10 protein-coding genes are annotated in these 14286 nt (G+C 68.7%); 6 read left to right on the top strand and 4 right to left on the bottom strand.

The features are described from left to right. Positions 1–3: 3 nt before the first annotated feature. Together ppk2 and J2W14_RS07920 are read right to left on the bottom strand one after the other, a co-directional pair. Positions 4–825: a polyphosphate kinase 2 gene (gene ppk2 / locus J2W14_RS07925; protein WP_307460853.1), complete on the bottom strand. Its 822-nt coding sequence runs from the start codon at positions 823–825 to the stop codon at positions 4–6. 288 nt (positions 826–1113) lie between these two features. Further along, the gene (locus tag J2W14_RS07920; RefSeq protein ID WP_307460849.1) at positions 1114–2556 is read right to left on the bottom strand and encodes a PucR family transcriptional regulator; all 1443 of its coding nucleotides are present in this window, start codon (positions 2554–2556) and stop codon (positions 1114–1116) included. 145 nt (positions 2557–2701) lie between these two features. Here J2W14_RS07920 and J2W14_RS07915 point away from each other — a divergent pair, with 145 nt between their 5' ends. Next, complete coding sequence (locus J2W14_RS07915) at positions 2702–4132, top strand: gamma-aminobutyraldehyde dehydrogenase (protein ID WP_307460846.1); 1431 nt, start codon at positions 2702–2704, stop codon at positions 4130–4132. A gap of 89 nt (positions 4133–4221) precedes the next feature. Continuing rightward, a complete protein-coding gene (gabT, locus tag J2W14_RS07910; RefSeq protein WP_307460843.1) occupies positions 4222–5577 on the top strand; it encodes a 4-aminobutyrate--2-oxoglutarate transaminase in 1356 nt (451 codons plus the stop codon). Between the two features lie 150 nt (positions 5578–5727). Here gabT and J2W14_RS07905 read toward each other — a convergent pair whose 3' ends face one another. Further along, complete coding sequence (locus tag J2W14_RS07905; RefSeq protein ID WP_307460839.1) at positions 5728–6549, bottom strand: AMIN-like domain-containing (lipo)protein; 822 nt, start codon at positions 6547–6549, stop codon at positions 5728–5730. Positions 6550–6750: 201 nt separating this feature from the next. Here J2W14_RS07905 and J2W14_RS07900 point away from each other — a divergent pair, with 201 nt between their 5' ends. Further along, the gene (locus J2W14_RS07900; protein ID WP_307460836.1) at positions 6751–7623 is read left to right on the top strand and encodes a universal stress protein; all 873 of its coding nucleotides are present in this window, start codon (positions 6751–6753) and stop codon (positions 7621–7623) included. Positions 7624–7694: 71 nt separating this feature from the next. Here J2W14_RS07900 and rarD read toward each other — a convergent pair whose 3' ends face one another. Next, on the bottom strand, positions 7695–8729 hold the full coding sequence (rarD, locus tag J2W14_RS07895; protein WP_307461592.1) for an EamA family transporter RarD: 1035 nt from the start codon (positions 8727–8729) through the stop codon (positions 7695–7697). A gap of 174 nt (positions 8730–8903) precedes the next feature. On the opposite strand from rarD, the gene J2W14_RS07890 reads away from it, so the two are divergent. From J2W14_RS07890 to exaC, 3 genes are all read left to right on the top strand, one after another. Beyond that, positions 8904–10352 (top strand): FAD-dependent oxidoreductase, encoded by a 1449-nt coding sequence (locus J2W14_RS07890; protein WP_307460833.1) that lies wholly within the window; start codon positions 8904–8906, stop codon positions 10350–10352. A 778-nt stretch (positions 10353–11130) separates the two neighbouring features. Next, a complete protein-coding gene (locus J2W14_RS07885; RefSeq protein ID WP_307460830.1) occupies positions 11131–12534 on the top strand; it encodes a GAF domain-containing protein in 1404 nt (467 codons plus the stop codon). Positions 12535–12755: 221 nt separating this feature from the next. After that, positions 12756–14279, top strand: coding sequence for an acetaldehyde dehydrogenase ExaC (gene exaC / locus J2W14_RS07880; protein ID WP_307460827.1), 1524 nt, complete (start codon positions 12756–12758; stop codon positions 14277–14279). Positions 14280–14286: the final 7 nt, after the last annotated feature.

Genomic DNA, 14286 nt, shown 5'->3' with positions numbered 1-14286 from the left:
GGCTCAGAACTGGGTCGGGACGCGCCGCACCGCGAGCGTCGGCTCTTGGTAGTCGCCGGGCTTCTGGCGCTTCGGCAGTTCGACGTCGAGCCCCGGGTACGGCTCGTAGGGCACCTGGGTCAGCAGGTGGCTGATGATGTTGAGCCGGCCGCGCTTCTTGACGTCATTGTTCGCGACGAACCACGGTGCCCACGCGGTGTCGGTCGCGGCGAACATGGCGTCCCTGGCCCGGGAGTAGTCGTACCACTTGCTGTAGGACTTCAGGTCCATCGGCGAGAGCTTCCAGGTCTTGCGCGGATCGTCCATGCGGCTCTGGAGCCGCCGGGTCTGCTCGTCCGCGCTGACCTCGAGCCAGTACTTCACCAGGATGATGCCGGAGTCGACCATCGCCTTCTCCACCAGCGGCGCCATATTGAGGAACTTCTGCGTCTGCTCCGGGGTGCAGAAGCCCATCACGGGCTCGACGCCGGCCCGGTTGTACCAGCTGCGGTCGAAGATGACGACCTCGCCGGCCGCCGGGAAATGGGCCATGTAGCGCTGGAGGTACATCTGGGATTTTTCCCGGTTCGTCGGCGTGGGGAGCGCCACCACCCGGAACACCCGGGGGCTCACCCGCTCGACGATGCGCTTGATCGTGCCGCCCTTGCCGGCCGTGTCCCGGCCCTCGAACACGATGCAGATCTTGGCTCCGGTGGACCTCACCCACTCCTGAAGGGCCACCAGTTCGCCCTGCAGCTTGGCCATCTCCGCCTCGTACTCCTTGCGGGGCATCTTCGTGCGGGTCTCGTCCTCGGTGCCGTTTTTGTTTTTCTTCTTTTTGCCCACGATCGGCCTCCTAGTCGGGTACTTCCTAGGGCGAATCAGGCAACCGCACTCCGACATCCGAGGGGACCGGCCCTGTCGTCCGCGGGGCGGGCGGAAAGGCGCAGACTCTTCACGGGCACTCTCGTACAGCGTGCTGCCAATCCCAGTGTTGACCGCGGCTTCGTGCCGGGTCTACGGCACTAAGACCCTATTGGGCAACGCGGGGTCATGTCGCGCCCATGTTGGGGCCCGGGATGGGCGGGGTCTGACCCCGCGTTGTTTGGGGGCGGGGGCTCCTGGTGGGAGGCGTCAGCGCGGGTGGCGGGCGCTTAGCCGCTGCACGGCCAGCGCGAGCCAGAGCTGCACCCGGTCCGCGGTCTGGGCCGGGTCGTAGCCGGTGAGCTCGGTGATCTGGGCCAGCCGGTAGCGGACCGTGTTCCGGTGCAGCGTGAGCTCCTCGGCCACGGACGCCACCGAGCCGTTGTTGTTCAGGTAGCTCTCCAGTGTCGCCATCAGCTCGGCGCCATGGGCGGCATCGAAGCTCCGGAGCGGGTTGAGGGACTCGTGCGCCATGTCCGCCAGCGGCACATCCTCGCTGGCCAGCAGCAGCGAGGTCAGGCTCAGCCGCTCCGGTTCGTTCACGGGCAGGCCGTGGCTCGCCGCGTCGCGGGCCTCGAAGTAGCTCCAGCGCAGCCCGTTGGGCTTGGTGTAAGCGCCGCCGATCCCGATCGTGGCGTGGATCCCGGCCTCGGCCAGGTGGTCGCTGAGGCTGCGGGCCAGCGCACTGGCGCCGTGGCCGTCGTCGGGGATCACCACCACCAGGTCCTTGCCGACTACGGCGCTTACCGCCTTTTCCAGCGGCTGCGGCAGGGAGGAGGTGCCGAGCTGTTTGGTGTGCGCGGCGGATTCTGCCAGCAGGACGACGTTCCGGCGGGTGCTGTTGACCCCGATGCCCGCGAGCCGGCGGGTGGCCTCGCTCGGCTCCAGGGTCCCGTGGATCACGTCCTCGAGGACCTGCCCGGCCAGGGCCCGCTGGGACTGGCGCTGCTTGACCATGTTGTTGAGTTCGACGCTGATCAGGTTCTGCGCGTAGCCCACGATCCCGGAATCCTCGAAGGGCTGCCGCACCCACAGCGTGCACGCGTCACGGCGGCCGGTGGGAATCGGGAAGGATGCCCAGCCGTCCGCGCTCGGTGCGGGGTGGCCCGGCACGCTGTTGTAGAGCTGGGCGGTGAACTGGGTCAGCACGATGTCGGTGCGCAGCATCGACCCGAGGTGCTTGAGGAGCTCGGCGAGGCCGCCGCCGGTGAGCAGGGCGCGGGCGAGGATCTGGTGCCCGGCGATCAGCCGCTCCAGCTTGGTGAAGTGGTCCGCGGACTGGGCGTCGGCGACGAGCTTGCCGATCGCGATGAACGGCGTCTCGTACGGCACCGCCACCACGGGCAGCCCCCAGCGGTTGGCCTCGGCGATCAGGGCCGGCGGCACGGCGTCGTGCGTCAGGCCGATCCCGAAGCCGATGCCCACCGCACCGGCGCGCTGGACCTGGCGGACGAAGCGGCGCTGTTCCGGGGCGCTCTTGAGCCGCATGCCGGTGGTGAGGACCAGTTCGCCGCCGTTGAGGAACCGCTGCGGGTCCTCCTGTTCGGTGACGGCCACCCAGACGATGTCCTGGTGCCAGGTGGTCTCCGCGAGGCCGGCCTTGGCGAGTTTGAGGGACGGCACCCCCAGCAGGGCGGCAAGTGAAATGGCCATAAATTCAGGATAACCGCGGGCTGGGCAAGCGCACTAAAATATGGCGTCAACGGTGTGCAGGTGACTATTCCCCGGGGTTGACCGGCTGGCATAGGCTCGGAGCAGTCTCATTGGGTCCTTTTCAGCGCGAAAGAGGTTGTACACCGTGGTTCAAACCTTGCAAAACTTCATCAACGGCGAGTTTGTCACTCCGGCCGGAACCGGGGTCCTGGACATCGTCAATCCCACCAACGGCGAGGTCGTGGCGAAGTCGCCGGTCTCGGGCCAGGCCGACGTCGACGCCGCGATGACCGCCGCGAAGGACGCTTTTAAGAGCTGGAAGCACACGACGCCGGGGCAGCGCCAGCTGATGCTGCTCAAGCTCGCCGACGCCGTCGAGGCCAACAGCGACGAGCTCGTCGAGGCCCAGCACCGGAACACCGGCCAGGTCCGGTCCCTGATCGCCTCCGAGGAAGTGGCCGCCGGCGCGGACCAGCTGCGCTTCTTCGCCGGCGCCGCCCGCATCATAGAGGGCAAGTCCGCCGGGGAATACTTCGAGGGCCACACCTCCTACGTCCGGCGCGAACCGATCGGCGTCGTCGCCCAGGTCGCGCCCTGGAACTACCCGTTCCTGATGGCCATCTGGAAGATCGGCCCGGCCCTGGCCGCGGGCAACACCGTGGTGCTCAAGCCCTCGGACACCACCCCGGAGTCCACCCTCGTCCTGGCCCGCCTCGCCGGCGAGATCTTCCCGGCCGGCGTGCTCAACGTCGTCCTGGGCACCGGGGAGACCGGCGCCCTGATGGTGGAGCACAAGGTCCCCGGCCTGGTCTCCATCACCGGCTCCGTCCGGGCCGGCATCGCCGTCGCCTCCGGCGCCGCGAAGGGCCTCAAACGCGCGCACCTGGAGCTCGGCGGCAAGGCGCCGGCCATTGTGTTCGCCGACGCCGACATCAAGAAGAGCGCCGCGGCCATCGCCGAGTTCTCCTTCTTCAACGCCGGCCAGGACTGCACCGCGATCACCCGCGTCCTGGTCCAGGATTCGGTGCACGACGACGTCGTCGCCGCCATGGTCGAGCACACGAAGACCCTGCACACGGGCTCGCAGAACGATGAGGACAACTACTTCGGCCCGCTGAACAACGTCAACCACTTCAAGGCGGTCACGTCCGTCGTTGAGCACCTGCCGGCGAACTGCAAGATCGAGACCGGCGGGCACCGGGCGGGGGAGAAGGGCTACTTCTTCGAGCCGACCATTGTCACCGGCGCCAAGCAGAGCGATGACATCGTCCAGAAGGAAACCTTCGGCCCGGTCATCACGGTGCAGAAGTTCAGCACCGAGGAGGAAGCCGTGGAGATGGCGAACGACGTCGACTACGCCCTCGCCTCCAGTGTCTGGACCAGCAACCACGGCACGGCCATGCGCCTGAGCCGCGACCTGGACTTCGGCGCCGTCTGGATCAACACCCACATCCTCCTCACCGCCGAAATGCCGCACGGAGGGTTCAAGCAGTCCGGCTACGGCAAGGACCTCTCCATGTACGGCGTGGAGGACTACACCCGCATCAAGCACGTCATGTCTGCATTAGATGCATAACGCCGTCGCATAATCCCCACCGGCTCCCGAACTTCGCTCCGCCAGGAAACCCTGCCGGCGTGGCCCCATTCAGCAAGAAAGGCTTTTCCATGACCACCACCGCGAATGACATCACCTACCGTCTTGAGCAGAAGCGCCGCGTCCAGGCCGATTTCCCGGGCCCGAAGTCCATTGCCCTGACCGAGCGCCGCAAGGCCGTCGTCGCCGCCGGCGTCGCGTCCACCGTTCCCGTCTTCGTCGCCGACGCCGACGGCGGCATCATCCACGACGTCGACGGCAACTCCTTCATCGACCTCGGCTCCGGCATCGCCGTGACCAGCGTAGGCGCCTCCGACCCCGCCGTCGTCGGCGCGGTCAAGGAAGCCGTGGAGCACTTCACCCACACCTGCTTTATGGTCACGCCCTACGAGGGCTACGTCGCAGTCGCCGAGCAGCTGAACCGGCTCACCCCGGGCGACCACGAGAAGCGCACCGTCCTGTTCAACTCCGGCGCCGAAGCGGTCGAGAACGCCGTCAAGGTCGCCCGCCTGGCCACCGGCCGGGACGCCGTCGTCGCCTTCGACCACGCCTACCACGGCCGGACCAACCTGACCATGGCGCTGACCGCCAAGGCCATGCCGTACAAGACCAACTTCGGCCCGTTCGCGCCCGAGGTCTACCGCATGCCGATGAGCTACCCCTACCGCGAGGAAAACCCGGCGATCACCGGTGCCGAGGCCGCCAAGCGCGCCATCACCATGATCGAGAAGCAGATCGGCGGCGAGCAGGTTGCCGCGATCATCATCGAACCGATCCAGGGCGAGGGCGGCTTCATCGTCCCCGCCGAGGGCTTCCTGCCCGCGCTGGCGGCCTGGGCCAGGGACAAGGGCGTCGTCTTCATCGCCGACGAGGTCCAGTCCGGCTTCTGCCGCACTGGCGAATGGTTCGCCGTGAACCACGAGGGCGTCGTCCCGGACATCATCACGATGGCCAAGGGCATCGCCGGCGGCATGCCGCTCTCTGCCATCACCGGCCGCGCCGACCTGCTCGACGCCGTCCACCCGGGCGGCCTCGGCGGCACCTACGGCGGCAACCCGGTGGCCTGCGCCGCGGCCCTCGCGTCGATCGGCTCCATGGAGCAGTACGGCCTCAACGCCCGCGCCAAGCACATCGAGGAGCTCGCCCTCGGCAAGCTGCGCGAACTGGCGACTGACCAGCCCGTGGTCGGCGACGTCCGCGGCCGCGGCGCGATGCTCGCCATCGAACTGGTCCAGGCCGGCTCGAAGGAGCCGAACCCGGAGCTGACCAAGGCCGTCGCCGCGGCCTGCCTCAAGGAGGGTGTCATCATCCTCACCTGCGGCACCTACGGCAACGTCATCCGGCTGCTGCCGCCGCTGGTCATCAGCGACGAGCTGCTGCTGGACGGCCTCCAGGTCCTGGCCGCGGCCATCAAGGCCAACGCCTGACCCCGGCCGGGCACGAAGGCCGTCAGGCCGTCCCCGGGCCACCCGGTCAGCCGGCCGTCCGGCCAGCCCGCCATCCGGGAATCCGGCCATCCGGGAACACCGGATAGCTGACACCAGCAGAGCCGTTAAGCCTGTGTAGCTGTCCGGGAGCTATTTCCAGAAACTGGCGTCGAGCTGGACCGCGACGACGTAGACGACCTGGCCCCGCTCGATTTTCTCGACCTCCCAGACCCGCACCTTGGTCTCCGGCACCGGATCCCCAGGCCGGCCGACGCCGATCCCGTAGCTGACGACGCCCTCGAAGTCCCCGGCCGGGGCGTAGCTGGTGAGCGCCGGGTAGCCCAGCGCCGGGCCCGGTTCGCGCGTGATGGTGCTGGCCGTGCCGTCCTCCGTGTGCGCCTGGGCGCCGCGGAAGACCACATTGAGGACGGCGCCGGTGCCGGGCATGGCAACCGGCAGGCCGCTGCCGTCGGCGATCAGTTCAGGCACAAACTCGATCTCGTAGCTCGGGAACCCGCCCAGGAACCGGAAGCTCATCTGGTCGTAGGGCGGACTCTCCGCGGGGTGCGACCCGGCTCCGATGGCGTACAGCGCGGGCAGCAGGGGAGCGGCCGGGGGCGGGGCAATCGGCACCGGGTTCTCATGCGTTTCCCTGAACGGGCGGCCCGGGCCGGGCCAGGTCCAGTCCAGGACGATTTTGGAGGAGATCACCCTGGCGCCCGAGTGCGGCGGAGCCGTTTCGTCAGTGTCGGCCGGAACGGTGGCGGACGCGGACGGAGCCGCCGCCGCCGTCGTCGGCGTCGACGTCGCGGGGGCGGACGGGGAAGCGGTGGACGTGGCAGCGGGCAGGCTGGTTCCGCCGGATTGCGGTGCGGACGGCGTACAGGCGGTGAGGGCGAGCAGCAGTGCCACCATCGCCAGCCCGGTGTTCCGGGTGGCGGCGCGGAACCTCCGGGTGTCAATCGCTCCCATAGCGGGCTCCCCTCGACCCTGCCAGCCTAGGGACGGATGATTGCCCTGCTCAGGGCCGAAAGTCACGCACTGACACGGCCAATTCGGGGCCCCGCTGGGCTAGAGTCGTTCCTACCACTGCAGGAACGCAGACCGGCCGACGTCGCCCGGAACCCCCGGAGCAAAGCTGGCTTCTGCCACAGACCCATAAGGGGTTTATACATGCGATACGTAGTTGGCTATACCCCCAGCGACCGCGGCGCCGACGCCGTTGCACTGGCCTCTGCCCTGGCCCGGGCCCAGGGTGCCCAACTTGACCTGGTCTATGTTGTGGACCGGCGGACCCCCTACGTCGCCCTGCACCCGGAGGGAAGCGGTGTCAGTGCCGCGGAGCAGGAAATGCTCACCGCGGAACGGGAGGGCCTGTCCCTCATCCCCAAGGACGTCGAGGCCAGGTTCCATGTCCGCCACGCCGACTCGCACGCCGCCGGCCTCATTGATGCAGCCCTGGACTACGAGGCCGGACTGATCGTCGTCGGTGCCGCCAGCGCCGGGCTGTTCAAGCGGTACACCATCGGCAGCGCGGCCAACGCCCTGCTCCACGCCTCGCCCGTTCCGGTGGCGCTCGCACCGCGGGGTTACCACCGCACGGAGCCGATCACCCGGCTGACCCTCGCGGTGGGCCAGCGTCCCGGCGCGGAGGCGGCGATCGACGTCGCGATCGCGGCCGCGGAACGCCGGGGGGTCCCGCTGCGGCTGGTTTCCCTCGTGGAGCTCGACGTCGAAGGGGACAGCGGCGAAAACATCAACGCGGCGCACATCCACGCCAATACCGTCCTCACCGCGGCCGCCCACCGGCTCCCGGACGGGCACGACGTCACGGTCGAGGTGGCCCATGGCCGCACGATTGAGGAAGCGATCGACGACCTGGACTGGGACGAGGGCGAGATCATGATCGTCGGTTCGTCCCGCCTGGCGGAGAAGAACAAGCTCTTCATCGGCAGCACCGCCCACAAGGTGCTGCTGGCCCTGCCGGTGCCCATGGTGGTGGTCCCGCGCGACTACTCACGGATGCACGTCAGCCCCGGGGTCTGACAAGCCGGAGCGCGCCGGCCGCCCGGGCCAGACTCAGGCGCCGGCCGCCCGGGCGGCGGCGCGGGCCAGACTCAGGCGGCGGCGCGCGCCAGTTTCCGGTTCACGGAGTTCTTCCGGGCGGTGAGCAGCATGTCCACGGTGAGCACCAGCAGCGCCAGCCAGACGACGCCGAAGCCGATCCAGCGGTCCGTCGTCATGGGCTCGTGGAACACGGCCAGCGCCACGATGAACTGCAGCACCGGGGCGAAGTACTGCAGCAGGCCGATGGTGGTCATCGGCAGGCGCCGGGCCGAGGCGCCGAAGAACAACAGCGGCACGGCGGTGATGATGCCCGACGCGGCGAGGAGCCAGAAGTGCCCGGGGCCGTGAGCCGCCAGCGTCGCGGCTCCGGTGAGTGCCAGGACGATCATCGCGGCGGCGGCCACCGGCGCCAGCACGATCGTCTCGACCGTGAGGCTGGTGATCGCGTCGGCGCGCGGGCCGACGCGCTTCTTGACGAAGCCGTAGAGGCCGAAGCTCAGCGCCAGGGTCAGGGCGATCCACGGCAGCTTGCCGTAGGAAACCGTCAGGACGCCCACGGCGATGAAGCCGATGCCGACGGCGGCCCACTGCAGCGGCCGCAGTTTCTCCTTCAGCACCACCACGCCCAGCAGGACCGAGACGAGCGGGTTGATGAAGTAGCCCAGGGAGGCTTCGACGGCCTGGCCCGTGGTCACGCCGTACACATAGGTCAGCCAGTTCACGGCGATCAGGAACGCGGCGATGATCAGCGGGAAGATCAGCGTGCGGTTCCGGAAGGCGGCGCCCAGGACCCGCCAGGAGCGGGTGATGGTGATCAGCAGGGCGCAGAACAGCAGCGACCAGAGCACGCGGTTGGCCACGATTTCGACCGCGCCGGCCGGTTGCAGCAGGAAGAAGTAGAGGGGCATCAGCCCCCACAGGCCGTAAGCGCCGATCCCGAAGATGATTCCCGCCGTCGTGTCCGTGTCCACGGCCTTGAGGGCCGCCGGCGGTCGCTTCGACGGGCTTCCGCCGGGGGCGGCGGTGCCCGGAGCGCTCAGCGTGGCGGGGGAGGGGGAGCGGTCGGGGATAAGCACAAGATCAATAACACCACCTGCGGGACACCTATTCCTGCCTTTCGGCCCGGAGGCGTCCGGCGCCGGGAGCGGATCCCTGCGATGTCGGTCACCGGGGCGCCCATACTGTCCTGCGGACATTTAGAATGGGGGATTGTGCGCTGCATGTGTCGGCGCCGTCGCTAAGACTCAGAAGGGCTTCCGGTGTCCAACTCGGCCGAAACCACGCCTCAAAGAACGTCCAAACGTCCGCTCCGCGTTGCGATTGTCGGCGCCGGACCGGCCGGCGTCTACGCCGCGGACATTCTGACTAAGTCCAACGAGGTCAAGGGCGGCGACTTCGAGGTCAGCATCGATCTCTTCGAGGCCTACCCGGCACCGTACGGCCTGATCCGCTACGGCGTCGCCCCGGACCACCCGCGGATCAAGGGGATCGTGAACGCGCTGCACAAGGTCCTGGACCGCGGCGACATCCGCTTCCTCGGCAACGTCACCTACGGCCGTGACCTGACCCTGCACGATTTCCGCGCGTTCTACGACGCCGTGATCTTCTCCACCGGCGCCATCAAGGACGCGGACCTGGACATTCCCGGCGTCGGGCTCGAGGGGTCCTTCGGCGGGGCCGACTTCGTCTCCTGGTACGACGGGCACCCTGACGTTCCGCGCGACTGGCCGCTGGAGGCCAAGGAGATCGCGGTGATCGGCAACGGCAACGTGGCCCTCGACGTGGCCCGGATGCTGGTCAAGCACGCCGACGATCTGCTCGTGACGGAAATCCCGGACAACGTCTACCAGGCGCTCAAGAACTCCCCGGTCACGGACGTGCACGTGTTCGGCCGCCGCGGACCGGCCCAGGTCAAGTTCACACCCTTGGAACTGCGCGAACTCTCGCACGCCCGGGACGTCGACATCGTCCTGTACCCGGAGGACTTCGAGTTCGACGAGGCCTCCGACGAGGCGATCCGCAGCAACAACCAGATCCGCACCATGGTCAACACCCTGACGAACTGGCTGGTCGAGGAGCACACCGAGGCCGCAGAGCCGTCCTCGCGCCGGTTGCACCTGCACTTCCTGCACAGCCCGGTGGAAATCCACGACGACGCCGCCCACCCCGGCAAGGTCACCGGCATCAAGTTCGAGCGGATGCAGCTGGACGGCACCGGCAACGTCAAGGGCACGGGGGAGTACCTCGACTACCCGGTCCAGGCCGTGTACCGCGCGATCGGCTACCACGGTTCGGCGCTGGACGAACTGGCATACGATGCCCGACGCGGCGTCATCCCCAACGAGGGCGGCCGGGTGCTCGACGCCGAGGGCAATCCCGTGCCCGGCATCTACGCCACGGGCTGGATCAAGCGCGGCCCCGTCGGCCTGATCGGCCACACCAAGGGCGACGCGCTGGAGACCATCGGCTTCCTGCTCGAGGACCGGCTGAGCCTGCCCCCGGCGCAGAACCCGGACCCGCAGGCGATCATCGACCTCCTCGAGGAGCGCGGGATCGAATACACCACCTGGGAGGGCTGGAACCGGCTCGACGCCCACGAGCTGGCCCTCGGCGCTGAGTGGTCCGCCTCCGGCGACGCCGACAGCATCGTGCGGGAACGCATCAAGGTGGTTCCCCGCGAGGACATGGTGCGGATCTCCCGCGGTTAGCCACCCGTCCGCAGCGCAGGCCGCTCTGACGCTGCGCCGGTTCTCTGATGCCGCGCCTGCCTTCCTGCGCTGCGCTTGCGTTCCTGCGCTGCGCGAAAACGCTGATGCGCCGATACACCGGCGTCGACAGCGCTTTGGCGCATCGCGGAACCCATAGCGCGTCGCCGAACCGGTAGCGCGTCGCCGGCGCTGCGTTGTCCGTCGATGACCCGCCGTCGTTGGAATGACGGTCCCGGCGCCGGCGGTGTGGCAGAAGGACCGGCAGCTCGCGCGGCGCAACGTTGCTCATGACGCGCGAAAACGCCGGCGCGCCGGTATACCGGCGTCGACAGCGCCTTGGCGCAGCGTGAAAATGGTTGCGCAGCCTGAAAGGGATGCCGCGTCGTGGAACCGATTGCGCGTCGCGGCCCGATGGGGGTGCTGCGTGGCAGAAGGACCGGCAGCTCGCGCGGCGCAACGTTGCTCATGACGCGCGAAGACGCCGGCGCGCCGGTATACCGGCGTCGACAGCGCCTTGGCGCAGCGTGAAAATGGTGGCGCGTCGTGAAAGGGAAGGCGCAGCGTGCAGCTAGTTGCACGGTGCCGGGCGCACGCTCCCCGCGGAATGACCGCGGGGCGTGGGCCTCGGCGCCACGCCGCCCACGCCGCCCACGCTCCGGCGCCCCAACCTCCAACCTGCCCGGGCGGCGGGAGCTCTGGCGGGCTGGGGGTACGCCCCGTAGACTGACCAGACATGGCTGCCTCCGGCACGCCGTCGTGCCCGTCCGGTGGGAGTTCAATGAGGAATCCGATCCATCCGGCAGCGCTGTTCCCGCCAGCCGGCGGAGTTCCCGCAGCGCTGCGCCAGAAGTATGCCAGCGCCGGCCACGAGCAGCTGGACTCCCAGGGGCTCGTCTTCCCGGCCGATCTGCAGCTGCCCGGCCTCAGCAGCCTGATCCAGGAGTCCTGGCGCCGTTCGGCCCAGCTGCACGCCAACCCGGACAATCCCGAGGCCCCGCTGGCGATGGACAGCGAAGAACTCGAAGAGTACCGCCGCCAGCACCCCCTCGCCGCCATCATGCCGGTCATCCACAAACTCCTGGTCCTGCCCAGCCACGACAGCGGCATGCTGGTGGCCGTGGGCGATGAAGTGGGCCGGCTGCTCTGGGTCGAAGGCGACGCCGAAATGCGGCGCCGGGCCGAGGGCATGATGTTCGTTCCCGGGGCCGACTGGTCCGAAGCGACCGTAGGCACCAGCGCCCCCGGCACCGCCCTGGCCCTGGGCCGCGGCATCCAGATCTCCGGCGCCGAACACTACAAGCGCTCCGTCCACCCGTGGAGCTGCACGGCCGTGCCGTTCCACGATCCGGATTCCGGGGCGGTGCTGGGCGTGGTGGACATCACCGGCACCGAGTCCGCCGTCGCGCCGCACACCCTGTCCCTGGTCGAGGCCACCGTGGCCGCCGCCCAGGCGCACCTCCGCGTCGAGCGGCTCCAGCTCGCGGCCGCCAAACAGTCCTCGCCGGCCCGACGGCGGGGCGCCGCCGCGTCCGGGACGGGCCGGGACAGCGGCACCTCCGGGACCGGCGGCTCGGCCGGCAGCCTGTACCGCAACAGCCTCCAGCTCCTCGGCCGGGACCAGGCGCTGCTCAGCATCGACGGCCGCACCGTGGCGCTGTCCGCCCGGCACAGCGAAATCCTGGCCCTGCTCAGCACCCACCCCGAGGGGCTCAACGCCGAGGAACTGTGTGCCCTGCTGTACCCGGGGGACGCGTCCACCATGACGCTGCGGGCCGAGATGGTCCGGCTGCGCAAGGTCCTCCAGCAGCTCAACCCGGCCGCCGTTCCCGAGTCACGGCCCTACCGGCTGCCGCTGGACCTGGTGCCGGACTCCGGCCAGGTGCTGAACTGCCTGCAGCGCGGCGCGCACCGGATCGCGCTCGAGATCTACCGCGGCGCCGTCCTGCCCCGCTCGGAGGCCCCAGGCATCGCCGAGCTGCGGTCCCGGGTCTCCTCCCTGCTCCGCGACGCGGTGCTGACGGACGGCAGCGCCGAGACGCTCCTGAGGTATGCCGAGCTGCCCGAGGCGAGGGACGACGTCGAGGTCCGGCTCGCGGCGCTGAAACTGCTGCCGCCGCGCTCACCCAAGCGCGCCGCGATCGTCGCGGACCTGGAACGGCTCGAGGCGGAACTCAGCGCCTAACCCCCGGTTGAGCTATCAGATATGGTCCTTAAAAGGTCCGTTTCGGCCGGTTTAGCAGCCGTAAGTGATAGCGCAACCGGGCCAGCCGCGCGGCCCACGCCCGCAGAAGTGACCCGGGTCACGTGGTTGCAACCTGACTGCAACCTCCCTGCTCCTAGGCTGAACACAACGGTGGCGCCGACATCTGGCCGCCACTATCTTGCACAGCAAAGGAGCTAGCAATGACTGTTTACGCACAGCCCGGCACCGAGGGCTCGAAGGTCACCTTCAAGGACCGCTACGAGAACTGGATCGGCGGCGAATGGGTCGCCCCGGTCAAGGGCCAGTACTTCGAAAACATCACTCCCGTCACCGGCAAGGTCTTCTGTGAGGTCGCCCGCGGCACCGCCGAGGACATTGAACTGGCGCTGGACGCCGCCCACAAGATTGCGCCCTCCTGGGGCAAGACCTCCGTCGCCGAGCGCGCCGCCATCCTGAACAAGATCGCGGACCGGATCGACGAGAACCTCGAGATGCTCGCCGTCGCCGAGTCCTGGGACAACGGCAAGCCGATCCGCGAGACCCTCAACGCGGACATCCCGCTCGCCGCAGACCACTTCCGCTACTTCGCCTCCGCCGTCCGCGCCCAGGAAGGCCGGCTGTCCCAGCTCGACGACGACACCACCGCCTACCACTACCACGAGCCGCTCGGCGTCGTCGGCCAGATCATCCCCTGGAACTTCCCGATCCTGATGGCCGTCTGGAAGCTCGCCCCGGCCCTCGCCGCCGGCAACGCCGTCGTCCTCAAGCCGGCCGAACAGACCCCGTCCTCGATCCTGGTCCTGATGGAACTCATCGGCGACCTGCTCCCGGCCGGCGTCCTCAACGTCGTCAACGGCTTCGGCGTCGAGGCCGGCAAGCCGCTGGCCTCCAGCCCCCGGATCCGGAAGATCGCGTTCACCGGCGAGACCTCCACCGGCCGCCTGATCAGCCAGTACGCCAGCCAGAACCTGATCCCGGTCACCCTGGAACTGGGCGGCAAGAGCCCCAACATCTTCTTCAACGACGTGGCCGACACCAACGACGCGTTCTACGACAAGGCACAGGAAGGCTTCACCCTCTTCGCCTTCAACCAGGGCGAAGTCTGCACCTGCCCCTCCCGCGCCCTGGTCCAGGAAGACATCTACGATTCGTTCATGGCCGACGCCGTGAAGCGCGTCGAGAAGATCATCCAGGGCAACCCGCTGGACACCGACACCCAGCTCGGCGCCCAGGCCTCCAACGACCAGCTGGAAAAGATCCTCTCCTACATCGACATCGGCAAGCAGGAGGGCGCCAAGATTCTCACCGGCGGCGCCCGGGCCGAGATGCCCGGCGACCTGGCCGGCGGCTACTACGTGCAGCCGACCATCTTCGAAGGCCACAACAAGATGCGGATCTTCCAGGAGGAAATCTTCGGCCCGGTCGTGTCCGTGACCCGCTTCAGCGACTACAACGACGCCATGGGCATCGCCAACGACACCCTCTACGGCCTCGGCGCCGGCGTCTGGTCCCGTAACGGCAACGTCGCCTACCGCGCCGGCCGCGAGATCCAGGCCGGCCGCGTGTGGGTGAACAACTACCACGCCTACCCGGCGGGCGCTGCGTTCGGCGGCTACAAGTCCTCCGGCATCGGCCGCGAGAACCACTCGATGATGCTGGACCACTACCAGCAGACCAAGAACCTCCTGGTCAGCTACAACGAGAACAAGCTCGGCTTCTTCTAAGCCGCAC

Origin of the sequence: Pseudarthrobacter oxydans (assembly GCF_030812335.1) — a bacterium.
GTDB lineage: Bacteria > Actinomycetota > Actinomycetes > Actinomycetales > Micrococcaceae > Arthrobacter > Arthrobacter oxydans_B.
Note: the sequence above shows the minus strand (reverse complement) of the source record. Positions and strands in the feature narration are given on the sequence as shown.